The sequence below is a fragment of the Streptomyces sp. NBC_00726 genome (assembly GCF_045161735.1).
In the GTDB taxonomy this organism is placed as follows: Bacteria; Actinomycetota; Actinomycetes; order Streptomycetales; family Streptomycetaceae; genus Streptomyces.
The window spans coordinates 3,274,468-3,300,203 of the sequence record NZ_CP108983.1 but is presented as its reverse complement, the minus strand read 5'-3'; the positions used below and the strand labels follow the sequence as shown (position 1 = coordinate 3,300,203).

Below are 25,736 nucleotides of genomic sequence, written 5' to 3'. Positions count from 1 at the left end.
CCCCCGGAATCAGCTTCGGGGCTCGGGGACCGCTGCCGGCTCCGGGGTGCGGGTGGCGACAAGGCGGCTCGGTGCGGTCGTACGGCGCTCCAGCGCGCTGGAGGCGAGGGCAAGGACCAGAGCCGATGCCGCGAGTGCCGCGCCGACCCAGTTGGGGGCGGTGTAGCCGAGACCGGCGCCGATGACGATCCCGCCGAGCCAGGCCGCGAGCGCATTGCCTAGGTTGAAGGCACCGATGTTCATCGCGGAGGCCAGCGTCGGGGCGTCCACCGCTTGGTCGAGCACCCGCTTCTGAAGCGGAGGCACGGTCGCGAAGCCGAAGGCACCGATCAGGACGAGGGTGATCGCGGCCGCGATCTTGTTGTGGGCGGTCAGCGTGAACAGGGCCAGGACCAGGACGAGGCCGCCCAGCGACACGGTGAGCATGAGCGCGGGGCGGCGGTCGGCATACCTGCCGCCGATCAGGTTGCCGCCGACCATGCCGAGACCGAAGAGGACCAGCAGCCAGGTGACGGCGGAGGCCGAGTACCCGGCGGTCTCCGTCATCATCGGCGTGATGTAGGTGATCGCCGCGAAGACGCCGCCGAATCCGAGGACCGTCATCGCCATGGCCAGCAGGACCTGCACATTGCGGAAGGCGGCGACTTCCTGCCGCAGCCTGACGCCCTCGTCGCGGGGCTGTTCGGGAACGAGCCGGGCAACGCCGAACAGGCCGAGGACGCCCAGCGCGGCGACCAGGAAGAACGTGACCCGCCAGCCGGCGTGCTGCCCGATGTAGGTACCCACGGGCACCCCTACGACATTGGCGACGGTGAGCCCGGTGAACATCAGGGCGATGGCGCCCGCCTTCTTCTGCGGGGCGACCAGATCGGCCGCCACGACCGCTCCGATGCCGAAAAAGGCACCGTGGGCGAGCGAGGCGATCACACGGCCGACGACCATCACCTCGAAGACGGGGGCGGCCGCGGTGACCACATTGCCGACGATGAACAGCCCCATGAGAAGCATCAGCATCCGCTTGCGGCTGACCTTCGTGCCGAGCGCGGTCATCAACGGCGCCCCGAGCACGACGCCGAGCGCATAGCCCGTGGCCAGGAAGCCTGCGGCCGGGATGGACACCTGGAACTCGGCGGCCACCTCGGGAAGCAGCCCCATGACCACGAACTCGGTGGTCCCGATACCGAATGCCCCGATGGCCAGGGCGAGGAGTGCGAGCGGCATGGGTTCCCTTCCCAGACGATTGCTACTGCGCCTTACATGTGTAGACAATAGTTGCAGACGCTCTTTAATTGCAAACGCGGGCTATTGCGGACGTCGGCTACTCTGGACGTAACAGCTCCGGCAGGAGGAGAGACCATGACCGCCATTGACCCGGCCCTCACCGCCCTCTCCCAGGGCTGGATCGCGCTGTCCCTGCTCCACGGCAGGATCGAGACCCGCATCGAGCGGGCCCTGCAGAGCGGCCATGAGCTGAGCGTGCGCGAGTTCTCCCTGCTGGACGTGCTCAGTCGCCAGCACAGCGGTCCGGGCGGACACCTACAGATGAAGCAGGTGGCGGACGCCGTCGGGCTGAGCCAGAGCGCCACCACGCGCCTGGTCACCCGCCTCGAAGACCGCGGACTGCTGACCCGGTATCTCTGCGACACCGACCGCAGGGGCATCTACACCGACGTCACCCCCGACGGGCTCACCCTGCTCTCCGAGGCCCGTCCCACCAACGACCGAGCTCTGCGCACCGCACTGGACGAGGCCGCCGAGAATCCCGAACTGGCCCCGCTCGTCCGGGCCGTCGAGGAACTGAAGGCCGTTCCCGCTCAAGGTCTGCCGACTGCGTAGGCTGCGGATCATGAGCGATCTGGAGATACGCCGCGCGACCGCTGCCGATCTGGCCGAGATCGTGGCCCTGCTCGCCGACGACCCGCTGGGCGCCCAGCGCGAGTCGCCGGACGACCTCGCGCCCTACCGAGCGGCGCTCCGGCGGCTGGCCGACGACCCGAATCAGCACATGATGGTCGCCGTGCGCGAGGAGCGCGTCGTCGGGACCCTACAGCTGACCGTGATCCCGGGGCTGTCCCGGCGCGGATCGACCCGGTCCGTGATCGAGGGGGTCCGCATTCACGCGGACGAGCGGGGAAGCGGTCTCGGCACCCGGCTGATCCAGTGGGCGGTGGACGAATCACGCCGGCAGGGCTGCCAGCTGGTCCAGCTCACCTCCGACATGTCCCGCACCGACGCGCATCGCTTCTACGAACGGCTGGGGTTCGTCGCCAGCCATGTGGGCTTCAAGCTCGCCCTCTGACCTGCCTGCCGCGTTCCCGAGGAGCCGCCGTGCAACGCATCAGTGACGAACAGCGCCGTATCCGGATCGTCCGCCGCCATCTGCTGACCCCCGGGGGACGCACGTCGTCGCCCGTCGCGGTGGCCGACGCCCTTGTCGCACTCCACGCGACCGACGCGGCCACCGTCTTCCTCTCGGCCTGCGCCAGGCTCGCCGAGCCGGGCACCGCCGCAGTGGAACGGTGTCTCTACGACGACGTTTCGCTGGTGCGGATGCTCTCCATGCGCAACACCCTCTTCGTCGTGTCGAACGAGATGGCCCCGCACGTCGAGGCGGCAAACGCACGCGCTGTGGCGGCCAAGGAGCGCCGCAACCTGCTCAAGCATCTCCATGAGGACGGCAACGGTCTGGACGAACGCTGGCTGGACGAGACCGAGAGGAGCGCCCTCGCCTTCCTGGAGGGCAGCGGTCCGGTCTCGGGCAGCGAGCTCGCCGCCGGTGTGCCCGCCCTCCGCGCAAAGATCACCGTCTTCCCCGGGAAGAAGCAGGAAACGGTCCAGGGCGTCGCGACCCGGGTGATCCGGGTACTGGCCGCCGAGGGCCAAATCCGCAGGGACCGGCCACGGGGCTCCTGGACCTCCAGCCAGTTCCGCTGGGCCCTGGCCCGCCCCCGGCCGGTGGAGGAGACCGCTCCGGCCCAGGCGGAACTGGCTCTGCGCTGGCTCCGGGCGTACGGTCCGGGCACCGAGGCCGACCTGAAGTGGTGGACCGGCTGGGGCGCCCGCGAGGTCCGTACCGCTCTCGCGGCGGCCGGGGCCGTGGAGGTGCGGCTCGACAACGGGGCACCGGCCTGGGTCGCCCCCGGGGACACGGAGCCCGAGCCCGCCCAGGCGCCCTGGGCGGCCCTGCTGCCCGGGCTCGACCCGAGCGGCATGGGCTGGGCGGACCGCGGCTTCCATCTGCCGGCCGAGCACCGGGCAGCCCTCTTCGACCGCTCGGGCAATATCGGCCCCACGGTGTGGTGGGACGGCCGGATCGTCGGCGGCTGGGCGCAGCGGGGCGACGGTGAGCTCATCTGGCGGCTGCTGACCGATCCGGGCCGGGAGGCCACGGCAGCGATCGAGGCCGAGGCGGCTCGGCTGGCGGGCTGGGTGGGGGAAGCCCGGATCACCCCGCGCTTCCGGACCCCGCTGGAAAGGGAGCTGACGGCCTGAGCAGCGGTGTTGTCCGTTTCACGTGAAACGGACAACACCTGTTCCGGGCACGTCGGTTGCGCTCAGTCCCCCAGACCGCGCCACCCCTCCTCGTCCACCCCGCCGGGCACCGCTGCGGCGGGATCGTACGGCTCACGCGTGAAGACGAAGGAGCCCAGATCGAGGTGGCTCACGCCGCCGTCCGCGTTCCGCACGATCCGCAGCGTCTCCCCCGCGTAGTAACCGTCCAGGCCCACCCAGGTGCCGTCGGGGCGGGCAGTGAAGCGGGCACCCCGGCCCTGGCCGTTCACCGGCCGCAGTTCCAGCCCGCGATCGGCGGTCAGCGTCAGGATGTTGGGGCGCGTGGCCCAGTACCACGGCCCGGTCAGGGCGAGCAGTTCCGCGTCCACCTCGGGCAGCGGGCGCCATGGCTCAGGGATGCGGGGCTCGGCCTCGGCGACGATGTCCACGAGGTCGGCGGCCACCTCGCCGATCGCGACCCCGGACGTCGCGTTGACGAGCACCACGGCCGTCACGTCGTCCTCGGTGCTGACCCAGAGGGCAGCCAGGAATCCGGGAAGCGAGCCCGTGTGCCCGATGAAGGTGCGGTCCTTGCGCCGGACCAGTTGCAGCCCCAGCCCGTAGTGATCGACCCACTCACCGGGCGCGGGAGCGGCCGACGGCTGCTTCATCTCCGCCACGGAAGCCGCGGCGAGCACCCGGTCGTCGCCCTCGGCGAGGAAGGCCGCGAAGCGGAGCAAATCCGCGGTCGTGGACCAGAGCTGTCCGGCGGGTGCCATGAGGCCCAGGTCCTCCGCCGGTTCAGGAAGCAGGACGTCCGCCCAGGGGTGCACCGCCCAGCCGCCGGCGTGCGGAGCCTGTGGAAGCGCACTGGTCCGGTGCATACCGAGGGGTTCCAGCACCTCGCGGCGCAGCACCTCTTCCCAGGAGGCCCCGCGCACGGCCTCGACCAGCGAACCGAGCAGCGTGTAGCCCGGGTTGGAGTAGTGGTGCCGACTGCCGGGCGGGTACATCGCGACCTGCTCATCGAGCACGTCCGCGAGCGTGGGGCGCAGGCTGCCGGGTGTCCGCTCCCACCAGGGCGCGGTCGTCTCGGCTCCGAGCCCCGCGCTGTGGCCAAGCAGCTGATGAATGGTCACGTCCCCCGCACCGGTGCCGGGCAGGTGCTTCTCCAGCGGATCCGCCAGACCGAGCAGCCCTTCGTCACGCAGCCGCATCACCAGCACGGCGGTGAAGGTCTTGGTGAGGGACCCGATCCTGAACTGCGTGTCGGAATCCGGGGCATGCCCGTCGACACAGCTGCGCGCGCCCTCCCAGACCACCTGCCCCTGCCGTTGCACGGCGGCGACGAGAGAGGGGGTACGCCCTTCGGCCTGAGCCGTGGCGACGCGGTGCAGCAAGGCCCGCCGGGTGTTGGGAAGCAACTGTTCAGCTGGAGAGGTCATCATCAACAACTACCGTCCGCACCGGCGGATGGCGACTCCATTTCCCGGTCCGGTGCCGGTCAGGTCTGTGCCATGTCCACGAAGCGGGAGTAGTGGCCCTGGAAGGCGACAGTGATCGTCGCCGTGGGGCCGTTTCGGTGCTTGGCCACGATCAGGTCCGCCTCGCCGGCGCGCGGCGACTCCTTCTCGTACGCGTCCTCGCGGTGCAGCAGGATCACCATGTCGGCGTCCTGCTCGATGGAGCCGGACTCACGGAGGTCGGAGACCATCGGCTTCTTGTCCGTGCGCTGCTCGGGGCCACGGTTCAGCTGGGAGAGCGCGATGACCGGCAGCTGGAGTTCCTTGGCCAGGAGCTTGAGGTTTCGCGACATGTCGGATACCTCCTGCTGACGGCTCTCGGCGCGCTTCGAACCACCGGACTGCATCAGCTGGAGGTAGTCGATCACCACCAGCTTGAGGTCGTTGCGCTGCTTGAGGCGACGGCACTTCGCCCGGATCTCCATCATGGAGAGGTTGGGGGAGTCGTCGATGTAGAGCGGGGCCGCGGAGACGTCCGGCATGCGACGGGCCAGCCGCGTCCAGTCCTCGTCGGTCATCGTGCCGGAACGCATGTGGTGCAGAGCCACGCGCGCTTCGGCGGACAGCAGGCGCATCGCGATCTCGTTCCGCCCCATTTCCAGGGAGAAGATCACGCTGGGCATGTTGCTCTTGATCGAGCAGGCACGGGCGAAGTCCAGGGCGAGGGTCGACTTACCCATGGCGGGACGGGCCGCGATGACGACCATCTGGCCCGGGTGCAGCCCGTTGGTCAGGGCGTCGAGGTCGGTGAACCCGGTGGGCACGCCCGTCATTTCGCCGCTGCGCGAGCCGATCGCCTCGATCTCGTCCAGGGCGCCTTCCATGATGTCGCCGAGCGGCAGGTAGTCCTCACTGGTCCGCTGCTCGGTGACGGCGTAGATCTCCGCCTGGGCCGAGTTCACGATGTCGTCGACATCGCCGTCGGCCGCGTATCCCATCTGTGTGATCTTCGTACCGGCTTCCACGAGCCGCCGCAGGACCGCGCGTTCGTGGACGATCTCCGCGTAGTACGAGGCGTTGGCCGCCGTCGGCACCGACTGGACCAGGGTGTGCAGATAGGGCGCCCCGCCCACCTTGGTGATCTCGCCGCGCTTGACCAGCTCGGCGGCCACGGTGATCGGGTCGGCGGGCTCACCCTTGGCGTAGAGGTCGAGGATCGCCTGATAGACGGTCTCGTGCGCGGGGCGGTAGAAGTCGTGGCCCTTGATGATCTCCACGACGTCCGCGATGGCGTCCTTGGACAGGAGCATGCCACCGAGCACGGACTGCTCCGCGTCCAGGTCCTGGGGCGGCACCCGCTCGAAGCCGGCGGAACCGCCCTCCCAGTCGGTGGACTCACGGCCGCGGTCATGACGGTCGCCCCGGTCCCGGTCCTCACCCCGGCGCTGACGGGATACGGGCAGCCGGTCACTGGGGCCGGTGTCCGCCCATGGGTCGTCCAAGGGTTCGGGAATGCTCACCCGGCCACCTCCTCCCGTCCGCTCCGCGGACCTAGCCGTGCTTCTCTTTCTTACGGCACGGCACCGACAAACAAGACCCCCGACTCCGGTTCCGGTGTGTCGAGTTCTGCGGGGACGCAGAGCCGAAACAGGGTGGGGGCGCCGGACTACGGTAGGCGGCTCGGCACCGTCAGCCAATCTGGTTATCCACAGGGCCTGTGGATGGGCGGGCAGATGCTGTGGAGAACCCCCCGGAACCTGTGCACGGACCGGGGGACAGCACTGTGGACAAACTCATAGACCACCTGCAAATACCGCCTTGACCTGCCGCTTTCCCATCCACCGGCTGTGGGGGAGAAAAAGTTGGACGGTCGGGCCGAGATCGTCATGTGTCCAGCACAAGAGTTGCCCACAGGCAAGCAAATGTAAGGACTCCTAGCTGATTGCATCTCTTACCTGTGGAAGATTAGATTGGCTGCCATGATCCAGCCACCGGGGACCCCGCCTTCCCGCCGCCGACGGCACGACCGCGAGATCGTCGCGCTCGCCGTCCCCGCCTTCGGCGCGCTCGTGGCCGAGCCGCTTTTCGTGATGGTCGACAGTGCCATCGTCGGCCATCTCGGCACCCCCCAGCTGGCCGGACTGGCGGTCGCCGCCGCCCTGCTGACGACCGCGGTGAGCATCTTCGTCTTCCTCGCGTACGCCACCACGGCAGCGGTCGCCCGCCGGGTGGGCGCCGGCGATCTGGCCTCCGCGATCCGCCAGGGCATGGACGGCATCTGGCTGGCGCTCCTGCTCGGCGTCGCCGTCATCGCCCTGACGCTCCCCCTCGCCCCCTGGCTCACCGATGTGTTCGGCGCCTCCTCCACAGCGGCGCCCCACGCCATCACCTATCTCCGGGTCTCCAGCCTCGGTATCCCCGCGATGCTGGTCGTAATGGCCGCGACCGGCGTACTCCGGGGCCTCCAGGACACCCGCACCCCGCTCTACGTCGCCATCGGAGGCTTCGCCGCCAACGCGGCCCTCAATGCCGGCCTCGTCTACGGCGCCGGTCTGGGCATCGCCGGCTCGGCCTGGGGCACCGTCATCGCCCAGCTCGCTATGGCGGCCGCGTATCTGGTCGTCGTCGTGCGGGGCGCCCGGCGCCACGGCGCTTCCCTGCGCCCCGACGCCGCGGGCATCAGGGCCTGCGCCCAGGCGGGCGCGCCCCTCCTGGTCCGGACGCTGTCGCTGCGGGCCGTCCTGCTCATCGCCACGGCGGTCGCCGCCCGGCTCGGTGACACCGATATCGCGGCCCACCAGATCGTCCTCTCCCTGTGGAGCCTGATGGCCTTCGCCCTCGACGCCATCGCCATCGCCGGGCAGGCCATCATCGGGCGCTACCTGGGCGCGGACGATGCGCAGGGCGCACGCGAGGCATGCCGCCGGATGGTGGAGTGGGGCATCGCGTCCGGCGTGGTCCTGGGCGTACTGATCATCATGGCCCGCCCACTGTTCGTTCCCCTGTTCACCAGCGACACGGCGGTCCAGGATGCCCTGCTGCCCGCCCTTCTGGTGGTGGCGGCCACCCAGCCGATCGCCGGTGTCGTCTTCGTCCTGGACGGCGTGCTGATGGGCGCCGGCGACGGGCCGTACCTGGCCTGGGCCATGCTCGTGACACTGGTCGTCTTCGCCCCTGCGGCGCTCCTGGTCCCCGCCCTGGGCGGCGGGCTCGGCGCCCTGTGGTGCGCGATGGCGCTGATGATGCTCGTGCGGATGGCGACGCTCTGGCTCCGTACCCGCTCCGGGAAGTGGCTGGTCACCGGCGCGACCCGCTGACCGACCCGGCATGTTTCACGTGAAACGGCGAAGGGCCGCACCCCGGAGGGTGCGGCCCTTCACTTGTTCTGCTGAGGTGCGGCCCAATCAGGCGGCAATGACCTCGACGCCGAGCTTCGCAGCGACCTCGGGGTGCAGACGGACGGACACCTGGTGCCCGCCGAGCGTCTTGATCGGCGAACCGAGCTCAACGCGACGCTTGTCGACGTCCGGACCACCGGCGGCCTTGATCGCCGAGGCGATGTCGGCCGGGGTGACGGAGCCGAAGAGCCGGCCGGCGTCGCCGGAGCGAACGGCCAGACGGACCTTGACGGCCTCAAGCTTGGCCTTGATCTCGTTGGCCTGCTCGATCGTCGCGATCTCGTGGATCTTGCGGGCGCGGCGGATCTGCGCCACGTCCTTCTCGCCACCCTTGGTCCAGCGGATGGCGAAGCCACGCGGAACCAGGTAGTTACGGGCGTACCCGTCCTTGACGTCCACGACGTCGCCCGCAGCACCGAGGCCAGTGACCTCGTGGGTGAGGATGATCTTCATGTTTCGGTCACCCTTCCCTTATCGCGCGGTGGACGTGTAGGGCAGCAGCGCCATCTCACGGCTGTTCTTGACTGCCGTGGCGACGTCACGCTGGTGCTGCGTGCAGTTGCCGGTGACGCGGCGGGCACGGATCTTGCCGCGGTCGGAAATGAACTTCCGCAGCATGTTCGTGTCCTTGTAGTCCACGTACTGGGTCTTGTCCTTGCAGAACGCGCAGACCTTCTTCTTAGGCTTGCGCACAGGCGGCTTCGCCATGGTGTTTCTCCTGTGTGATCAAGAAGTGGGGGTACGAGCTTCCCTAGAAGGGGGGCTCGTCCGAGTAGCCGCCGCCGGAACCGCCGGAGCTTCCGCCCCAGCCGCCTCCGCCCTGCTGGCCCCCGCCCTGGCCGCCGGCAGGCGCGCTCGTGGCCCACGGGTCGTCGGCGGGAGCACCGCCACCACCCTGCTGGCCACCACCGGGACCGCCGCCCCAGTTACCGCCGCCCTGCTGGCCGCCGCCGTATCCACCCTGGCCGCCCTGACCACCGCGACCGGTGGTCTTGGTGACCTTGGCCGTGGCGTTCTTGAGGCTGGGGCCGACTTCCTCGACATCCAGCTCGTAGACCGTGCGCTTGACGCCCTCGCGGTCTTCGTACGACCGCTGCTTCAGCCGGCCCTGCACGACAACGCGCATGCCTCGCGTGAGCGACTCGGCGACGTTCTCCGCCGCCTGCCGCCAGACCGAGCAGGTGAGGAACAGCCCTTCGCCGTCCTTCCACTCATTGGTCTGCCGGTCGAAGATGCGGGGAGTGGACGCGACACGGAACTTCGCGACCGCCGCACCGGACGGGGTGAAGCGCAGCTCGGGGTCGTCGACGAGATTGCCGACGACCGTGATGACGGTCTCGCCTGCCATGGGTGAACCTCTCGGCGGGGATTTCTTGGCTGCTTGCTGCTACTCGGACCCGATGACCTCTGAGCTGGAAGCTCAGTGAATCTCGGGACGGAGGACCTTGGTCCGGAGGACCGACTCGTTCAGGTTCATCTGGCGGTCGAGCTCCTTGACGACCGCAGGCTCGGCCTGGAGGTCGATGACCGAGTAGATGCCCTCGGGCTTCTTCTTGATCTCGTAAGAGAGACGACGACGGCCCCAGGTGTCGACCTTCTCAACCTTTCCTTCGCCCTCACGGACGACGGAGAGGAAGTTCTCGATCAGCGGGGAGACTGCTCGCTCCTCGAGATCGGGGTCGAGGATGACCATCACCTCGTAGTGACGCATGTGGAACCCACCTCCTTTGGACTCAGCGGCCACGGTCGTTCCGTGGCAGGAGGGTCGTGATGCGTTGAGCAACGGTGCCCGAGTAAAACAGCCCCCACTGACAGCGCCCTCGGTAAGAGGGGCGGTCCGTGCTGGCCTGGGCAGACACCGGTGCAGACCGACCAGAGTACCCGCAGACCGCCTTCCGGTTGAAATCCAGTGGTCAGGGGACGCAATCTGTACACATCGGGTGTGAGCGGCGCCACGAAGCGCCGCATGTCGGCCAGGAGGTACTCCATGGCACACGTAACGCGGACCCGCCCCTCCGTCTCCCTCTTCGCCACGGACGGCAGGCCCCATCCGCTTCAGGACGCGCTCGTGGCGGTCACGCTCGTCCTGGGCGCCCTCGCCTTCATCTCGGCGATGTTCCACAACCTGCACCTGCTCAGCTCATGGGCGGGCCTCATCGGGATCCTCACGGGGGCGTACGGCCAGTACATCTCCGTCACCACGCGCGAAAGGTTCCCACTGATCATCGGCATGGGTGCGTCCGCCCTCGGGTTCTTCCTCGGCATGGCCCACGGCGGACTGTTCGGCGGCGTGATCGGCTGAGCTCCCGGGTCCGGCCCGGGCGGCTCCGTCACCGGACGGGGCCGCCCCCGCACGCGTACAGGCATACGGGGCCAGACCGCTCGCTTCACGGCCACAGTAGGCTTCGGCGCGAGAGCCGGAGCCCCTGACCGATGGGGACACACCTGCCGAGGAGCGCCCCGCATGAGCCTGACCCTGAGGACCATCAGCCGAGAGCAGCATCTGGCCTACATCCAGAGTCTGCCCGCGGCCAGCCACATGCAGGTCCCGGCCTGGGCGGACGTGAAGGCCGAGTGGCGCTCCGAAAGCCTGGGCTGGTTCGACAAGACCGGTCAGCTCGTCGGCGCCGGCCTGGTGCTCTACCGGCAGCTCCCCAAGATCAAGCGCTACCTGGCGTATCTGCCCGAGGGCCCGGTCATCAACTGGTACGCCCCCAACCTCAGCGACTGGCTCCAGCCGATGCTGGCGCACCTCAAGCAGCAGGGTGCCTTCTCGGTGAAGATGGGCCCGCCGGTGATCATCCGCCGCTGGGACGCCGCGGCCATCAAGGCCGGCATCCAGGACCCGGACGTAAAGCGCCTGCGCGATGTCGAGGCCACCCACATCGAGCCGCGCGCCTTCGAGGTCGCCGACCGGCTGCGGAAGATGGGCTGGCAGCAGGGCGAGGACGGCGGCGCCGGCTTCGGTGACGTACAGCCCCGTTACGTCTTCCAGGTGCCGCTGGCGAACCGCTCGCTGGAGGATGTCCACAAGGGCTTCAACCAGCTCTGGCGGCGCAACATCAAGAAGGCCGAGAAGGCCGGCGTCGAGGTCGTCCAGGGCAGCTACGCGGAGCTCTCCGAGTGGCAGCGGCTGTACGAGATCACGGCGGAGCGCGACCGCTTCCGCCCGCGCCCGCTCGGCTACTTCCAGCGCATGTGGACGGCCCTCAACAGCGAGGACCCCAACCGGATGCGGCTCTACTTCGCCCGTCACGAGGGCGAGAACGTCGCGGCGGCGACCATGCTGATCGTCGGCGGGCACGTCTGGTACTCGTACGGCGCCTCGGCCAACCACAAGCGCGAGGTCCGCCCCTCGAACGCGATGCAGTGGCGGATGCTGCGCGACGCGTACGCCATGGGCGCCACGGTCTACGACCTGCGCGGCATCTCCGACTCGCTGGACGAGACCGACCACCTCTTCGGCCTGATCCAGTTCAAGGTCGGCACCGGCGGCCAGGCCGCGGAATACCTCGGCGAGTGGGACTTCCCGCTGAACAAGCTGCTGCACAAGGCGCTCGACATCTACATGTCACGCCGCTGATCCGAGCCCCACAGCTGACGAAACCGGCTCCATTGGTTTCAATGGGGCCTGAACACGCTTCTCCTCCCTGATCCACCGCAGCCACCAGAAGGGTTCCGGACCGGCCATGGCGCTCTCCCTGTACGTCGACACCGCGCGCTGGCGGGCGCACCAGAAATCCGTTATCGACCAGTTCCCGGGCATCGTGCCGGTCTGCAAGGGCAACGGCTACGGCTTCGGTCACGAGCGGCTGGCCGACGAGGCGATCCGCTTCGGGTCCGACATCCTCGCGGTCGGCACCACCTACGAGGCGGCCCGCATCAAGGACTGGTTCAGCGGCGATCTGCTGGTCCTCACACCGTTCCGGCGCGGTGAGGAACCGGTGCCGCTGCCCGACCGCGTCGTACGGTCGGTGTCCTCCGTGGACGGGGTGCACGCCCTGGTGGGCGCCCGGGTCGTCATCGAGTGCATGAGCTCCATGAAGCGCCACGGCGTCAAGGAGGAGGAGCTCGGGCAGCTGCACGCGGCCATCGAGGACGTACGGCTGGAAGGCTTCGCCCTCCACCTGCCGCTGGACCGTACGGACGGGTCGGACGCGGTCGAGGAGGTCATCGCGTGGATGGACCGGCTGCGGGCGGCCCGGCTTCCGCTGCACACGATGTTCGTCAGCCACCTGCGCGCCGACGAGCTCGCCCGGCTCCAGCAGCAGTTCCCGCAGACCCGGTTCCGCGCCCGCATCGGCACCCGGCTCTGGCTCGGGGACCACGAGGCGACGGAGTACCGGGGCGCCGTGCTCGACGTCACCCGCGTCGTCAAGGGCGACCGGTTCGGCTACCGGCAGCAGAAGGCCGCGTCCGACGGCTGGCTGGTCGTCGTCGCCGGCGGCACCTCGCACGGTGTGGGCCTGGAGGCCCCGAAGGCGCTGCACGGTGTGATGCCGCGCGCCAAGGGTGTCGCCCGGGCCGGCCTGGCCACCGTGAACCGCAATCTGTCCCCGTTCGTCTGGGCGGGCAAGCAGCGCTGGTTCGCCGAGCCGCCGCACATGCAGGTGTCGATCCTGTTCGTGCCCTCGGACGCCGAGGAGCCCCGGGTGGGCGACGAGCTGGTGGCCCATCTGCGCCACACGACCACGCAGTACGACCGCATCGTCGAGCGCTGAGTCCGCGCGCCGCCCGCCCCGTTCAGTCGGCGGCGGGCGCGCCGGCGGTACCCCACTCCACCCGCGGCCCGGGCGCCGCGGGCAGCGCCTCCCGGCGTGCGGCACCGGGCGTGACCAGGTGGGACAGTACGAACACGTCCTCGGCCCCGTCGAGCACCCCGCCCGACGGATCGTCCGAGCCGTCGCGCCGCACCCCGTCGCGTTCCGGCAGCACGATGTCCCGTACGACGACGGCGCACAGGTACAGCGTGCCCAGCAGATGCAGCACGATCGCCAGCTGGTAGCCCTCCGTCGGCAGCCCCTGGTGCTTGTCGCCGCTCGTCGTGTAGGCGAGGTACAGCCAGATCCCGAGGAAGTACAGGACCTCGCACGTCTGCCAGATCAGGAAGTCCCGCCAGCGGGGCCTGGCCAGCGCGGCGAGGGGGATCAGCCACAGGACGTACTGCGGTGAGTAGACCTTGTTGACGAGGATGAACACCGCGACGACGAGGAACGCGAGCTGCGCGAAGCGCGGCCTGCGCGGTGCCGTCAGGGTCAGGACGCCGATCGCGGCGCACAGCGCGATGGTGGCCACCGTGGAGACGGTGTTGACCGTGCCGACGTCGATGGACTCACCGGTGCGCTGCGTGATGACCAGCCAGAACGACCCGAAGTCGATGCCGCGTTCCTCGCTGAAGGTGTAGAACTTCTTCCACCCCTCGGGTGCGAAGACCATGACGGGCAGATTGACCACCAGCCAGGAGCCCGCGGCTCCCAGCGCCGCCGCCCCGAACTCCCGCCACTTCCCCGCCCGCCAGCACAGGACGAACGCGGGCCCCAGCAGCAGGACGGGGTAAAGCTTCGCGGCCGTCGCCAGGCCGATCAGGATGCCGAAAGCCAGCGGGCGGCTCCGGGACCACATGAGCATCGCCCCGGCCGTGAGGGCCACGGCCAGCAGGTCCCAGTTGATCGTGGCGGTGAGCGCGAAGGCGGGTGCGAGCGCCACCAGCAGGCCGTCCCAGGGGCGCCGCCGGTGCGTGCGGGCGACGCAGACGGCGATCACGGCGGTGCAGATCATCAGCATCCCCGCGTTCACCAGCCAGTACGCCTGCTCCTGCTCCTGGATGGAGCCGCCCGGTGTCAGCCACGCCGCAACCTGCATGAACACCCCGGTGAGGACGGGGTACTCCAGGAACTGCATGTCCCCGGGCAGCCGGTCGAAGTACGGCACCAGTCCGTCGGCGAAGCCGCGCCCCGAGTACAGGTGCGGGATGTCCGAGTAGCACGCGTGCGTGTACTGGGAGCCGGCTCCCCTGAACCAGGCCCAGTTGTAGCAGGGCAGCTTCTGCACCATGCCGAGCGCGAACATCCCGATGGCCACCAGGGCGACCGCCCCCACCGGGGCGAGTGCGGCGCTGCCGAGCCGCGACCAGCGGCCCGACCTCCCGCCGATCAGCTCGCTCCCGGCCGCCGCGACCTCGTCCCGGTGCGTGGGCCGTACGACGGGCCGTTCCTGGTGCACGCTCGTGTCCTCTGCGCTTGGCATGCCGCACATCCTGCCGTACGGCGCTGTGGGAAGGATGAGGGCCGCGGCACCGGGGTGCCGCGGCCCTCATCGCCTGTCGTGCCGGGCGCTACCCGTTCGTGCCGCCCCACCAGTTGGTGTTCCCGGTGCTGTTGTTCCCGGTGCCGGTGGTGTTGCCTCCGGTGGTGCCGTTGCTGGTTCCGGTGGTGGTGCCCCCGTCCGAACCGTCGTCCCCACCCGTCGTGCCGGTGGAGGTGCCGGTATCCGTGCCGCCGTCGTTGCCCTGGCTCGTGCCCGTGTCCGTGCCGCCGTCGTTGCCCTGGCTCGTGCCCGCGTTGGCGCCGCCGTTGTTGTTCTGGCAGTTCCAGTCCCACGTACCGCAGGTGTCGGTCGGGTCGGGGGTCGGGACGTCCTGCGTGGGCGTGGGGGTCGGGGTCGGCTTCGTCGTCTCGGTCTCGGTCGGCGTGGGCGTGGGCGTCGGCGAGGGCTTCTTGGACGCGCCGCCGCCGTAGACCTTCTCCCCGATCGGCTCCGCCTTCGGGAAGGGCTCCGCCTTCTCCTTCTTCATGGCCTCGACCATGTAGTCGTGCCAGACCTGTGCGGGGAACGAGGCACCGTGGATCTTGTCCTTGCCACCGGTGCCGTACATCTCCTCGAACCCGCGGTTCTTGTGCTTCTCGTTGTCGTCCAGCCGGTACATGCTGATCGCCGTCGACAGCTGCGGCGTGTAGCCGACGAACCACGCCGACAGGTTGTCGTCGGTCGTACCCGTCTTGCCCGCGACCTCACGGCCCGGGAGCTGGGCGGGCGTACCGGTGCCCTTCGCCACGACGTTCTTGAGGACGTCCGTGACGTTGTCGGCGATGACGCTGTCGAAGGCGCTCTTGGTGACCACCTTGTGCTGGTATTCCGGCTTGCCGCGCTTCTTCACCTCGGTGACGGAGAACGGATCGCGCTGCTGGCCCCGGGCCGCGAAGGTGGCGTAGGCGCCGGCCATGCTCGTCGCGCTCGGCGAGGACGTGCCGATCGAGAACGACGGCACGCTGGAGTCCGCCATGTACCGGTCGTCCTTCAGCCCGGCCGCGATGGCCGCCTTCTTCACCTTGTCCGTGCCGACGTCCATGCCCAGCTGCACGTAAGGGGAGTTGGCGGACCACTGCATGGCCTCACGCAGGGTGATGTTGCCGTACGACTCATGGTCGTCGTTGGTCTGCAGCCACTCCTTGCCCTCCTTGTCGGTCCAGACGTCGCCGTCGTACCTCCTGATCTTGAGCCCGTCGGCGCCGTTGTAGATGCTGAGCGGCGAGACCTTCGTACGCTCCGACTCGTCCTGCTCCGGGCCACCGGACGGGTCCCGCTTGCCGTACTCCATGGCGGCTGCCAGCACGAAGGGCTTGAAGGTCGAACCGACCGCGGCGCCGGTGGGACCGGCGTTGCTCTGGAAGTGCTTGGTCGCGTCCACACCGCCGTAGATCGCCTGGATCGCGCCGGTCTTGGGGTCGACCGACGAACCGCCGAACTGCACGTGAGTGTCTTCCGGACGCTTCTTGGGGTCGATGTTCTCGTCGTAGACCCGCTTGACGGCCTTGCTGAGCTGATTGACCTTCTTCTTGTCGAAGGTCGTGTGGATCTCGTAGCCGCCCTGGTCGAGCATGTCCTTGGTGATCTTGGTGCGCTCGAAGATCTCGGCTTTGGCGGTGTTGACGAGGTAGCCGATCTGACCGCCCAGCTGTGCGGCCCGCTTCGGCTTGTCGGGCATCGGGAACTCCGTGTACCCGTCGCGCTCCTTCTGCGACATCCGGCCGTCCTTCACCTCCTCGTCGAGGATCCACTTCCAGCGCTTCTTCGCCCGCGCGAGGTTCTTCTCCGCGGTCGCCTGCACCGAGTCGACCTCCGGCGCACCTGCCGGGTCGTAATAGCTGGCGCCCTTGAGGAGGCTGGCCAGGAAGGCGCACTGGCTCGCGTCCAGATCCTTGGCGTCCTTGCCGTAGTACGTACGGGCAGCGGCCTGGATGCCGGAGGCGCCGCGCCCGTAGTACGAGACGTTCAGGTACCCGGCCATGACGTCCTTCTTCTTCATCTCGCTGCCGACCTTGAGCGTGATGAAGAGTTCCTCGAACTTGCGGCTGAGGGTCTGCTCCTGCGACAGCCGCGAGTTCTTGACGTACTGCTGGGTGATGGTCGAACCGCCCTGGGTCTCGCCGCCCTTGGCCATGTTGAAGACGGCACGGGCGATACCCATGGGGTCGATGCCATGGTCGGTGTCGAAGGACTTGTTCTCGGCTGAGATGACGGCGTTGCGCATCGCCTCGGGGATCTGCGCGTAGTCGATGACCTGGCGGTTGACCTCACCGCCGGTGGCCACCATCTGGCTGCCGTCCGCCCAGTAGTAGACGTTGTTCTCCGCCTTCGCGGCGTCCTTGACCTCCGGCTTGGCGACCATCGCGTACGCGAGACCGGCGAGGCCCATCAGCAGGCCGAGGAAGCCGATGCACAGGCTGGACACCAGCTTCCAGGACGGAACCCAGCGGCGCAGACCTTGGTGGCCGGCGCGCGGATAGTCGATGAAGCGCTTCTTGACCGGGCGCCGCCCACCGCGCCCGCCGCCCTCGTGCCCGCCGTCCCCGCCACCGCGACGCCGTCCACCGCCGCCACCGTCGGAACCTCCACGGCCGCCGCCACCGCGCTGGGCCGCCCGTCTGGCTGCCGCACGGCCTTCGTACGGGGCCTCGTCGCCGTACGAGCCGGCAGGTGAGGCTGAGGTTACTCCGCGTGACGGTGCCGCGCGGAGTCCTGAGGACTGCTGGGCGGCTCGTCGGGCCGCGGCACGTCCGCCGCCTTGCGGTTGCGACGTTTTGCGACGGTGCTCGCTCATCGAACGACTACTCCTCGGGCAGGCGAGAACGCCTGGAAGCGGCAGGTGAGATCCGGTCCCCCGAATGACGGGCCGGCCCGGCGACGGGCTCGCCCGCTATGCGTCCGGATGACCCGCGAGCACTCGCGCGTGCACGCGTCTCGCGGTTCCCGGTGGTCTGCATGCCGCACAGACTACGCACGGTCAAAACCCTCCTGGGACCGAACTTCACCCCAAACAACGCAAGTCGGTTCCTAGGAATTGGCGATGTGACGCCGCTCACTGAGGCTCCCCTTGTCGGCGCCGCCGGTCCGATCTATCGTGCTGATGTATCGAGTCGATACATCAGCTCGGTACATCGACCCGGTACAAAGGGACAAGTGAGAGCACGCGGAGAAGGAGGGGCGAGGTTGAGCAGACGTTCCGGCATCCTTGAGTTCGCCGTCCTCGGACTGCTCCGCGAATCCCCGATGCACGGCTATGAGCTGCGCAAACGTCTCAACACCTCATTGGGCATCTTCCGTGCCTTCAGTTACGGGACGCTCTACCCCTGCCTCAAGACGCTGGTCGCCAACGGCTGGTTGATCGAGGAACCGGGGACCGCTCCGGCGGAGGCGGCATCCGGCTCCGGCCGGCCCGTCGCTCCCGCCTCGTCCCTTGCGGGGCGCCGGGCCAAGATCGTCTACCGGTTGACGGCTGAAGGTAAGGAGCACTTCGAGGAGCTGCTCTCGCACACCGGCCCCGACTCCTGGGAGGACGAGCACTTCGCGGCTCGCTTCGCCTTCTTCGGGCAGACGGAGCACGACGTGCGAATGCGGGTGCTGGAAGGCCGTCGCAGCCGGCTGGAGGAGCGCTTGGAGAAGATGAGCGCCTCTCTGGCACGCACCCGTGAGCGCCTCGACGACTACACCCTTGAGCTACAGCGACACGGCATGGAGTCCGTGGAGCGCGAAGTGCGCTGGCTGAACGAGCTCATCGAGAGCGAGCGGTCGGGACGGGATCAGCGACGATCCTCGCCCGAGGGCTCAGCTCAGCAGAAGACCTCAGGAGAGCCTGACGGCCTGCCCCGGCGGGGAGACAACCCGCCGGATCCGTCCGGCGACACCGCCAAGTGAGTTCACCGCAGATCCGCGGCGGGCTCATAAGAAACATCCATTACACACAGGGAGCAACCGGAATGGGTTCGGTTCGCGTAGCCATCGTCGGCGTGGGCAACTGCGCCGCCTCGCTGGTCCAGGGCGTCGAGTACTACAAGGACGCCGATCCGGCCGGCAAGGTGCCCGGTCTGATGCACGTCCAGTTCGGCGACTACCACGTGCGGGACGTCGAGTTCGTCGCCGCCTTCGACGTCGACGCGAAGAAGGTCGGCCTCGACCTCTCGGACGCCATCGGTGCGAGCGAGAACAACACCATCAAGCTCTGCGACGTGCCGAACGCCGGTGTCACCGTCCAGCGCGGCCACACCCACGACGGCCTGGGCAAGTACTACCGCCAGACCATCGAGGAGTCGGCCGAGGCCCCGGTCGACATCGTCCAGGTCCTCAAGGACCGCAAGGTCGACGTCCTGGTCTGCTACCTCCCGGTGGGTTCCGAGGTGGCCGCGAAGTTCTACGCCCAGTGCGCCATCGACGCCAAGGTCGCGTTCGTCAACGCTCTCCCGGTCTTCATCGCCGGCACCAAGGAGTGGGCGGACAAGTTCACCGAGGCCGGTGTCCCGATCGTCGGCGACGACATCAAGTCGCAGGTCGGCGCCACCATCACGCACCGCGTGATGGCGAAGCTCTTCGAGGACCGGGGCGTCATCCTGGACCGCACGATGCAGCTGAACGTCGGCGGCAACATGGACTTCAAGAACATGCTTGAGCGTGAGCGCCTGGAGTCCAAGAAGATCTCCAAGACGCAGGCCGTCACCTCGCAGATCCGCGACCGCGAGCTCGGCGCGGACAACGTCCACATCGGCCCGTCGGACTACGTGGCCTGGCTGGACGACCGCAAGTGGGCGTACGTGCGCCTTGAGGGCCGCGCCTTCGGTGACGTCCCGCTGAACCTGGAGTACAAGCTGGAGGTCTGGGACTCCCCGAACTCCGCCGGTGTCATCATCGACGCCGTCCGTGCGGCGAAGATCGCCAAGGACCGCGGCATCGGTGGCCCGATCCTCTCCGCGTCCTCGTACTTCATGAAGTCCCCGCCCGTGCAGTACTTCGACGACGAGGCCCGCGAGAACGTCGAGAAGTTCATCCGCGGTGAGGTCTCCAACTGACTCCCGTGAGTCAGCCGCGCAGATGAGGAGCGGCAACGCTTCTCGGCTGCCGCGCCGTTGAGGGCCCCTGGGCAATCCGCCCGGGGGCCCTCGTCGTGTGTGACCCTTGCTCCCATGCCCGTCGCGCGCGACCTGCGCATACTTCTCCGCCTCCCGGACTTCCGCCGCCTGCTGGCCGTGCGGGTCCTGTCCCAGTCGGCCGACGGCGTCTATCAGGTGGCGCTGGCCACATACGTGGTCTTCTCTCCGGAGAAGCAGGCGTCCGCCGGGGCGATCGCCTCCGCCATGGCCGTGCTGCTGCTCCCCTATTCACTCGTCGGGCCCTTCGCGGGGGTGCTGCTGGACCGCTGGCCCCGGCGTCAGGTCTTCGTCTACGGCAACCTGCTGCGCTCCGGGCTCGCCTGCTGCACCGCCCTCCTGATCATCGTCGCGGCTCCGGCGTGGCTCTTCTACACGTCCGCGCTGTGCGTCACCGCGGTCAACCGCTTCGTCCTCGCCGGCCTCTCCGCCGTTCTGCCGCGCGTGGTCGAGCGGAAGCATCTGGTGCTCGCCAACTCGCTGTCGCCGACCGCGGGCACCCTTGCCGCCACCGCGGGCGGTGGACTCGCCTTCGTGGTGCGGCTGCTGGCGGCTTCGGACTCCGCCGTGGTGCTGCTCGGGGCGGCGCTGTACCTGGCCTCGGCGCTGGCGGCGCTGAGCCTGGCGGCGGGGCTCCTCGGGCCGGACCGCGAGGCCGGCCGCATGTCGCTACGGGCAGCGCTGACGGCGGCGGCCGGCGGGCTCCTCGACGGACTGCGGCACTTGCTGGAGCACCGGGGCGCGTCCCGGGCGCTGGCCGCGATGACGGTGATCCGCTTCTGTTACGGGGCGCTGACCGTCATGGTCCTGATGCTCTGCCGGTACGCCTGGACGGACAACGAGGACGACGGTCTGGCCCTCCTCGGCCTGGCGGTGGTCGTCTCCGGTGCGGGGTTCTTCGCGGCGGCCGTACTGACACCCTGGGCCGCGGGGCGGTTCGGGCGGCTCCGTTGGATGGTGGTCTGCGCGGGCACCGCCGCGATCCTCGAACCGGCCCTGGGGCTGTGGTTCGCTCCGGCGCCGATGCTCGTCGCCGCGTTCGTCCTCGGGCTCGTCACGCAGGGGGCGAAGATCGCCACGGACACCGTGGTGCAGACCGCCGTGGACGACGCCTACCGGGGCAGGGCCTTCTCGTTCTACGACGTGCTGTTCAACGTGGCCTTCGTGGCCGCGGCGGCAGTCGCCGCGCTGATGCTTCCGTCTGACGGGCGGTCCGCCGTGCTGGTGATCGGCGTGGCGGTGCTCTACGCAAGTTCTGCCCTGTGCCTCACGCATTGGAGTCGGGACGGTGATGTCCTATAGCGTGCCCGCGTCAAACACGACGCACGAATCACGGGGGCATCCAGATGACTTACCCGCCGCAGCAGGGCAACGGCCCGTACGGCCAGCAGCCTCAGCCGTATCCGCCACAGCAGGGCGGATACGGCTACCCTCCGCAACAGCCCCAGCAGGGGTGGGGCGGCCCGCAGCAGCCTCAGCAGCCGCAGGGCTGGGGCACTCCTCCTCAGGGGCCTTCGCAACCCTCGGGCGGCAAGAAGGCGTTCCTCGCCACCCGCAACATCGTCATCATCGTCGTGGGCCTCGTTGTGCTCGCCGTGCTGAAGTTCGGCCTGGGCGACATGTTCGAGTCCGACGCCAAGGCCGCTTCGGTCGGGGACTGCCTGGAGAACAAGGGCACCAACTTCGACCCCGACATGAACTCCGTCGACTGCGACTCGTCCGCCGCCGAGTACAAGGTCGCCGAGGTGCATGACAACACGACCGACACGGACCTCTGCGACGCGGAGAAGTACTCCGCCTATACCGAGAGCTCGGGTCGCCGTAAGAGCCGGGACAGCGTGGTGCTCTGTCTGACACCACTCAATCCGGCCGGCTGAACCTCCGCAGCACCCAGAACACCGACCGAGGGCGTTGTTTCACGTGAAACAACGCCCTCGGCGTATGCGTCGGCGCTCATGTTTCACGTGAAACATGAGCGCCGACGCTTGAACAGAAGCGAGAGCGTCAGCTCTGCGTCTCCCACCATTTCTTCAGTTCCGCGACCGCCGCATCGTGCTCCAGCGGGCCGTTCTCCAGGCGGAGCTCCAGCAGGAACGCGTACGCCTTGCCGATGACCGGCCCCGGACCCACGTCCAGGATCTGCATGATCTCGTTGCCGTCCAGGTCCGGCCGGATCGCGTCCAGCTCCTCCTGGCTCTTCAGCTGGGCGATGCGTTCCTCAAGCCCGTCGTAGGTGCGCGAGAGAGCAGCGGCCTTGCGCTTGTTGCGCGTGGTGCAGTCCGACCGGGTCAGCTTGTGCAGCCGCTCCAGAAGCGGGCCGGCATCCCGTACGTAGCGGCGCACCGCGGAGTCGGTCCACTCGCCGTCACCGTAGCCATGGAAGCGCAGATGCAGCTCCACCAGCTTCGAGACGTCCTTGACCATCTCATTGGAGTACTTGAGCGCCGTCATGCGCTTCTTGGTCATCTTGGCGCCCACCACCTCGTGATGATGGAAGGAGACCCGCCCGTCCTTCTCGAAGCGCCGGGTCCTCGGCTTGCCGATGTCATGGAGAAGGGCGGCGATACGCAGAACGAGGTCCGGCCCGTCCTCCTCCAGGGCGATCGCCTGCTCCAGGACGGTCAGGGAGTGCTCGTACACGTCCTTGTGCCGGTGGTGCTCGTCACTCTCCAGCCGGAGCGCCGGCAACTCGGGCAGAACCTGCTGGGCCAGCCCCGTCTCCACCAGGAGGGACAGGCCCTTCCGGGGATGGGAAGAGAGCAGGAGCTTGTTCAGTTCCTCGCGCACCCGCTCGGCCGAGACGATCTCGATCCGGCCCGCCATTTCCGTCATCGCGCTGACGACCTCGGGGGCCACCTCGAAGTCGAGCTGCGCGGCGAACCGTGCCGCCCGCAGCATGCGCAGCGGATCGTCGGAGAACGACGCTTCAGGCGTCCCGGGCGTACGCAGAACCCGCTCGGCCAGATCCTTCCGGCCGTCATGGGGGTCGATGAAGACCTTCTCCGGCAGCGCGACGGCCATAGCGTTGACCGTGAAATCGCGCCGCACGAGGTCGTCCTCGATGGAGTCCCCGTAGGACACCTCCGGCTTGCGTGAGGTCCTGTCGTACGCCTCCGACCGGTACGTCGTGACCTCGATCTGGTAGCCGTGCTTCTGCGCCCCCACCGTGCCGAAGGCGATCCCGACCTCCCACACGGAGTCGGCCCACGGCCTGACGATCTTCAGCACGTCCTCGGGGCGGGCGTCGGTCGTGAAGTCCAGGTCGTTCCCGAGCCTGCCGAGAAGCGCGTCACGGACCGAGCCGCCGACCAGTGCAAGACTGAATCCGGCATCCTGGAATCGGCGGGCGAGATCGTCGGCGACCGGGGCGACCCGCAGCAGTTCGCTGACTGCGCGGTGCTGCACCTGGGTCAGGGCGCTGGGGTTGTCTTCGTTGGCATTCGGCACAACAGAAAAGGGTACGTGCACGGACCGGTCCGGGCGTCACCCATTTCCCAAGCCCTGCGAGACTCTCCCGATCATGCAGCGCACTCCCCGGCACTTAGCCCCGACGCACCTCGTTACCATGCGGGGACGCAGCAACGGACGACGATCCACAGCAGTTGACGATGACGAGGGACGGGTACGCGTGGCCGAGGCGGCAGACATCCAGGGGATGAATCCCTCTCCTGCCCGCCGGTGGCTGCGGCGCACCGCCGCCGTGCTCGCCGGGGCGCCGCTCGTCGCCGCCCTGCTGGCGGGCGCCGCAGCCCCGCAGGCCCGGGCCGACGCCCCGGCCAAGGCTCCGACGGGATCCAGCACGGTGGCGGTGTCCCTGGACGAAATCACCCCCAGCGCCCCGGAGAAGGGGGACACGCTCCGGATCTCCGGGACGCTGACCAACAAGGGCAAGGAAACCGTCACCGACGCCCAGGTCGACCTCCGGGTCGGCCCCCGCCTCTTCAGCAGAACCGCCATCGACGCGGCCGCCCGGCGCACGGGATACCTGCCCGGTACCGATCCCTATCCGATCGGCGGCAAGTACACGGTCGAGATCGACAAGCTGCGCTCGGGAATCAGCCAGGACTTCACGCTGTCCGTTCCGGTCAGCAAGCTGAATCTCGGGGACGACGGGGTCTACCAGCTGGGCGTATCGCTGTCGGGGCGCACCTCGCACACCGTGTACGACCAGGTCCTCGGCATCAAGCGGACCTTTCTGCCCTGGCAGGACGGCGACCGCGACTCCAAGATCGGCATCAGCTACCTCTGGCCACTGATCGCGTCCGCACACCTCACGGCGGAGACCGGCTCGGACGAGCAGCAGACCCCGGTGTTCGCCGACGACGACCTCGCCGCGGAGATCGCACCGGGCGGCCGACTCGAACAGATGGTCTCCCTGGGCAGCCGGCTGCCCGTGACCTGGGTCATCGACCCGGATCTGCTGGCCAGCGTCGACGCGATGACCAAGCCCTACCGGGTCAAGTCCGGGGACACCACGGTCGCCGGGACGAACCAGGACGTGGCCAAGAAATGGCTGACCTCGCTTGAAGCGGCCGTGTCCGAGGGCAAGGTCGTGGCCCTGCCGTTCGGCGACCCGGACCTGGCCTCGATCGCCCACCGCGGCAAGAACGTCTCGGGCACCCTCAGCCATCTACAGACCGCCAGTGAAGTCGCCGGGATGACGGTGGAGACGATCCTCCATCTGAAGCCGTCCACCGACTTCGCATGGCCGGTCGACGGTGCGGTGGACCCGTCGATCGTGGACGTCGCCACCTCGGCCGGCGCCCACTATGTGATCGCCCGCAGCGACAGCCTGGACGAGACCGGAAACCTGGTCTACACGCCTTCCGCAGCCCGCCCGATCGGCGGCGGCACCACAGCGGTCGTCTCCGACGCGAGGCTCTCCACCGCCTTCCAGGGCGACATGGGCAACGCCGGGAACTCCACGCTCGCCGTGCAGAAGTTCCTCGCCCTGACCCTCGCCCTGACCGAGCAGGACACGGACAAGGACCGTTCCGTCGTCGTGGCACCCCAGCGCACGCCGACGGTCGCCCAGGCACAGTCGATGGCACGCGCCCTCCACGCCCTGGACGACGACCGCTGGACGAAGTCCGAGGGGCTGGCCCAGGCTGCCGCGACCAAGCCGGACTCCGAGGCGACCACCGATGTGCCTCCGGCCTCCCGGTATCCCAAGAAGCTGCGCCGCCAGGAGCTGCCCACACAGGCGTTCCAGGACATCAAGTCCATCCAGTCCTCGCTCAACAACTTCCAGGTCATCCTCACCCACCCCGAGCGTGTGGTGACCCCCTTCGGCAACGCCGTCAACCGGTCCATGTCGACCTCGTGGCGGGGGAGGCCGCTGAAAGCCCAGCAGTACCGGGACTCGGTCCGCACCTATCTGCAAGGGCTCGTCGGCGAGGTCCAGCTCGTCCCGAAGTCGGACATCACCCTGTCCGGCCGGAGCGCCACGATCCCCGTGACCGTGCAGAACAGGCTGCTGCAGGACGTCGATCACCTGGTGCTGCGGCTGAAGTCGGACAACGCGACCCGGCTCAAGCTGAACGACGGCGGCAGCATCGCGGAGCAGCCCATCGAGATCGGTGCCGGGCACAGCCAGTCCGTGAAGTTCGACGCGGCGGCCAACATCAACGGCCAGGTCCAGATGACCGCGCAGCTCTACACGGAGGACGGGACCCCGTACGGCGAGGAAATGGCCTTCACCGTGAAGGTCTCCGAGATCACCCCGACGGTGCTTCTGGTCATCGCCGGCGGGCTCCTGCTGCTGGTGCTGGCCGGCATCAGGATGTATGCACATCGCAAGCGCGCCAACGCGGGCGGCGCGGCGGGCGACGACGGCAGTGAACCCGAGCAGCCGAGTGACCCGACACCGGACACCGGTCCCGAAAGCGCGGAGCCGTCGGGCACGGGTGAGAAAGTGGACCGTTGAGCGATGTCTGTCGTGGCCGGTCGGCCGGGGACGATGAGGT

At 68.8% G+C, this 25,736-nt stretch carries 23 protein-coding genes; 13 read left to right on the top strand and 10 right to left on the bottom strand.

Annotation, left to right across the window (positions count from 1 at the left end; translation table 11 throughout):
• Positions 1-9 precede the first annotated feature (9 nt).
• Positions 10-1,221 carry an MFS transporter gene (locus OG338_RS14695; RefSeq protein WP_405937760.1) on the bottom strand — a complete coding sequence of 404 codons (1,212 nt, stop codon included), beginning with the start codon at positions 1,219-1,221 and terminating at the stop codon, positions 10-12.
• A gap of 135 nt (positions 1,222-1,356) precedes the next feature.
• Here OG338_RS14695 and OG338_RS14690 point away from each other — a divergent pair, with 135 nt between their 5' ends.
• The 3 genes from OG338_RS14690 to OG338_RS14680 are packed head-to-tail and all read left to right on the top strand — an operon-like array spanning position 1,357 to position 3,492.
• Complete coding sequence (locus OG338_RS14690) at positions 1,357-1,836, top strand: MarR family winged helix-turn-helix transcriptional regulator (RefSeq protein ID WP_405937759.1); 480 nt, start codon at positions 1,357-1,359, stop codon at positions 1,834-1,836.
• Between the two features lie 10 nt (positions 1,837-1,846).
• The gene (locus OG338_RS14685) at positions 1,847-2,299 is read left to right on the top strand and encodes a GNAT family N-acetyltransferase (RefSeq protein ID WP_405937758.1); all 453 of its coding nucleotides are present in this window, start codon (positions 1,847-1,849) and stop codon (positions 2,297-2,299) included.
• Positions 2,300-2,328: 29 nt separating this feature from the next.
• On the top strand, positions 2,329-3,492 hold the full coding sequence (locus OG338_RS14680) for a winged helix DNA-binding domain-containing protein (protein ID WP_405937757.1): 1,164 nt from the start codon (positions 2,329-2,331) through the stop codon (positions 3,490-3,492).
• Positions 3,493-3,554: 62 nt separating this feature from the next.
• On the opposite strand, the gene OG338_RS14675 is transcribed toward OG338_RS14680, so the two are convergent.
• The gene (locus OG338_RS14675) at positions 3,555-4,937 is read right to left on the bottom strand and encodes a serine hydrolase domain-containing protein (RefSeq protein WP_405937756.1); all 1,383 of its coding nucleotides are present in this window, start codon (positions 4,935-4,937) and stop codon (positions 3,555-3,557) included.
• Between the two features lie 59 nt (positions 4,938-4,996).
• Positions 4,997-6,457, bottom strand: coding sequence for a replicative DNA helicase (gene dnaB, locus OG338_RS14670; protein WP_405940426.1), 1,461 nt, complete (start codon positions 6,455-6,457; stop codon positions 4,997-4,999).
• 477 nt (positions 6,458-6,934) lie between these two features.
• Here dnaB and OG338_RS14665 point away from each other — a divergent pair, with 477 nt between their 5' ends.
• The gene (locus tag OG338_RS14665; protein WP_405937755.1) at positions 6,935-8,272 is read left to right on the top strand and encodes an MATE family efflux transporter; all 1,338 of its coding nucleotides are present in this window, start codon (positions 6,935-6,937) and stop codon (positions 8,270-8,272) included.
• 87 nt (positions 8,273-8,359) lie between these two features.
• Here OG338_RS14665 and rplI read toward each other — a convergent pair whose 3' ends face one another.
• The 4 genes from rplI to rpsF all read right to left on the bottom strand — a co-directional run bounded on the left by rplI (position 8,360) and on the right by rpsF (position 10,064).
• On the bottom strand, positions 8,360-8,806 hold the full coding sequence (gene rplI / locus OG338_RS14660) for a 50S ribosomal protein L9 (RefSeq protein WP_363204197.1): 447 nt from the start codon (positions 8,804-8,806) through the stop codon (positions 8,360-8,362).
• Positions 8,807-8,824: 18 nt separating this feature from the next.
• Complete coding sequence (rpsR, locus tag OG338_RS14655; RefSeq protein WP_003967857.1) at positions 8,825-9,061, bottom strand: 30S ribosomal protein S18; 237 nt, start codon at positions 9,059-9,061, stop codon at positions 8,825-8,827.
• Positions 9,062-9,104: 43 nt separating this feature from the next.
• Entirely contained in the window at positions 9,105-9,701 is a 597-nt protein-coding gene (locus tag OG338_RS14650) for a single-stranded DNA-binding protein (RefSeq protein WP_018522065.1), read from the bottom strand.
• A gap of 72 nt (positions 9,702-9,773) precedes the next feature.
• On the bottom strand, positions 9,774-10,064 hold the full coding sequence (gene rpsF / locus OG338_RS14645; RefSeq protein ID WP_405937754.1) for a 30S ribosomal protein S6: 291 nt from the start codon (positions 10,062-10,064) through the stop codon (positions 9,774-9,776).
• Positions 10,065-10,340: 276 nt separating this feature from the next.
• Between rpsF and OG338_RS14640 the strand changes: the two genes are divergently transcribed.
• The 3 genes from OG338_RS14640 to OG338_RS14630 all read left to right on the top strand — a co-directional run bounded on the left by OG338_RS14640 (position 10,341) and on the right by OG338_RS14630 (position 13,074).
• Positions 10,341-10,655: a hypothetical protein gene (locus OG338_RS14640; RefSeq protein ID WP_405937753.1), complete on the top strand. Its 315-nt coding sequence runs from the start codon at positions 10,341-10,343 to the stop codon at positions 10,653-10,655.
• A 162-nt stretch (positions 10,656-10,817) separates the two neighbouring features.
• Positions 10,818-11,936 carry a lipid II:glycine glycyltransferase FemX gene (locus OG338_RS14635; RefSeq protein WP_383293375.1) on the top strand — a complete coding sequence of 373 codons (1,119 nt, stop codon included), beginning with the start codon at positions 10,818-10,820 and terminating at the stop codon, positions 11,934-11,936.
• Positions 11,937-12,042: 106 nt separating this feature from the next.
• Positions 12,043-13,074, top strand: a complete 1,032-nt coding sequence (locus OG338_RS14630) for an alanine racemase (protein ID WP_018101875.1) — start codon at positions 12,043-12,045, stop codon at positions 13,072-13,074.
• A 22-nt stretch (positions 13,075-13,096) separates the two neighbouring features.
• On the opposite strand, the gene OG338_RS14625 is transcribed toward OG338_RS14630, so the two are convergent.
• Positions 13,097-14,599 (bottom strand): glycosyltransferase family 87 protein, encoded by a 1,503-nt coding sequence (locus OG338_RS14625; RefSeq protein ID WP_405937752.1) that lies wholly within the window; start codon positions 14,597-14,599, stop codon positions 13,097-13,099.
• An 88-nt stretch (positions 14,600-14,687) separates the two neighbouring features.
• On the bottom strand, positions 14,688-17,048 hold the full coding sequence (locus tag OG338_RS14620; protein WP_405940425.1) for a transglycosylase domain-containing protein: 2,361 nt from the start codon (positions 17,046-17,048) through the stop codon (positions 14,688-14,690).
• A gap of 72 nt (positions 17,049-17,120) precedes the next feature.
• Here OG338_RS14620 and OG338_RS14615 point away from each other — a divergent pair, with 72 nt between their 5' ends.
• The 5 genes from OG338_RS14615 (at position 17,121) to OG338_RS14595 (ending at position 21,647) form a co-directional block, all read left to right on the top strand.
• Positions 17,121-17,333 carry a hypothetical protein gene (locus OG338_RS14615; protein ID WP_405937751.1) on the top strand — a complete coding sequence of 71 codons (213 nt, stop codon included), beginning with the start codon at positions 17,121-17,123 and terminating at the stop codon, positions 17,331-17,333.
• A 509-nt stretch (positions 17,334-17,842) separates the two neighbouring features.
• Positions 17,843-18,547: a PadR family transcriptional regulator gene (locus OG338_RS14610; protein ID WP_405937750.1), complete on the top strand. Its 705-nt coding sequence runs from the start codon at positions 17,843-17,845 to the stop codon at positions 18,545-18,547.
• A 62-nt stretch (positions 18,548-18,609) separates the two neighbouring features.
• Positions 18,610-19,692, top strand: a complete 1,083-nt coding sequence (locus tag OG338_RS14605) for an inositol-3-phosphate synthase (protein WP_383751386.1) — start codon at positions 18,610-18,612, stop codon at positions 19,690-19,692.
• Positions 19,693-19,806: 114 nt separating this feature from the next.
• Positions 19,807-21,072, top strand: coding sequence for an MFS transporter (locus OG338_RS14600; RefSeq protein ID WP_405937749.1), 1,266 nt, complete (start codon positions 19,807-19,809; stop codon positions 21,070-21,072).
• 44 nt (positions 21,073-21,116) lie between these two features.
• A complete protein-coding gene (locus tag OG338_RS14595) occupies positions 21,117-21,647 on the top strand; it encodes a hypothetical protein (RefSeq protein ID WP_405937748.1) in 531 nt (176 codons plus the stop codon).
• Between the two features lie 127 nt (positions 21,648-21,774).
• Here the strand turns inward: OG338_RS14595 and OG338_RS14590 are convergent, their stop codons facing one another.
• A complete protein-coding gene (locus OG338_RS14590) occupies positions 21,775-23,217 on the bottom strand; it encodes a CCA tRNA nucleotidyltransferase (protein ID WP_405937747.1) in 1,443 nt (480 codons plus the stop codon).
• Positions 23,218-23,398: 181 nt separating this feature from the next.
• Here OG338_RS14590 and OG338_RS14585 point away from each other — a divergent pair, with 181 nt between their 5' ends.
• Positions 23,399-25,696, top strand: a complete 2,298-nt coding sequence (locus tag OG338_RS14585; RefSeq protein WP_405937746.1) for a DUF6049 family protein — start codon at positions 23,399-23,401, stop codon at positions 25,694-25,696.
• Positions 25,697-25,736: the final 40 nt, after the last annotated feature.

Excerpts from the sequence above, each read along its gene's own strand:
- OG338_RS14600 (WP_405937749.1), top strand. The coding sequence starts at position 19,807 with ATGCCCGTCGCGCGCGACCTGCGCATACTTCTCCGCCTCCCGGACTTC.
- OG338_RS14620 (WP_405940425.1), bottom strand. The coding sequence starts at position 17,048 with ATGGGCCTCGCCGGTCTCGCGTACGCGATGGTCGCCAAGCCGGAGGTC.
- OG338_RS14665 (WP_405937755.1), top strand. The coding sequence starts at position 6,935 with ATGATCCAGCCACCGGGGACCCCGCCTTCCCGCCGCCGACGGCACGAC.
- OG338_RS14640 (WP_405937753.1), top strand. The coding sequence starts at position 10,341 with ATGGCACACGTAACGCGGACCCGCCCCTCCGTCTCCCTCTTCGCCACG.
- OG338_RS14650 (WP_018522065.1), bottom strand. The coding sequence starts at position 9,701 with ATGGCAGGCGAGACCGTCATCACGGTCGTCGGCAATCTCGTCGACGAC.
- OG338_RS14675 (WP_405937756.1), bottom strand. The coding sequence starts at position 4,937 with ATGACCTCTCCAGCTGAACAGTTGCTTCCCAACACCCGGCGGGCCTTG.
- OG338_RS14625 (WP_405937752.1), bottom strand. The coding sequence starts at position 14,599 with ATGCCAAGCGCAGAGGACACGAGCGTGCACCAGGAACGGCCCGTCGTA.
- OG338_RS14690 (WP_405937759.1), top strand. The coding sequence starts at position 1,357 with ATGACCGCCATTGACCCGGCCCTCACCGCCCTCTCCCAGGGCTGGATC.
- rplI (WP_363204197.1), bottom strand. The coding sequence starts at position 8,806 with ATGAAGATCATCCTCACCCACGAGGTCACTGGCCTCGGTGCTGCGGGC.
- OG338_RS14595 (WP_405937748.1), top strand. The coding sequence starts at position 21,117 with ATGACTTACCCGCCGCAGCAGGGCAACGGCCCGTACGGCCAGCAGCCT.
- OG338_RS14635 (WP_383293375.1), top strand. The coding sequence starts at position 10,818 with ATGAGCCTGACCCTGAGGACCATCAGCCGAGAGCAGCATCTGGCCTAC.
- OG338_RS14685 (WP_405937758.1), top strand. The coding sequence starts at position 1,847 with ATGAGCGATCTGGAGATACGCCGCGCGACCGCTGCCGATCTGGCCGAG.
- OG338_RS14605 (WP_383751386.1), top strand. The coding sequence starts at position 18,610 with ATGGGTTCGGTTCGCGTAGCCATCGTCGGCGTGGGCAACTGCGCCGCC.
- OG338_RS14695 (WP_405937760.1), bottom strand. The coding sequence starts at position 1,221 with ATGCCGCTCGCACTCCTCGCCCTGGCCATCGGGGCATTCGGTATCGGG.
- rpsR (WP_003967857.1), bottom strand. The coding sequence starts at position 9,061 with ATGGCGAAGCCGCCTGTGCGCAAGCCTAAGAAGAAGGTCTGCGCGTTC.
- rpsF (WP_405937754.1), bottom strand. The coding sequence starts at position 10,064 with ATGCGTCACTACGAGGTGATGGTCATCCTCGACCCCGATCTCGAGGAG.
- OG338_RS14630 (WP_018101875.1), top strand. The coding sequence starts at position 12,043 with ATGGCGCTCTCCCTGTACGTCGACACCGCGCGCTGGCGGGCGCACCAG.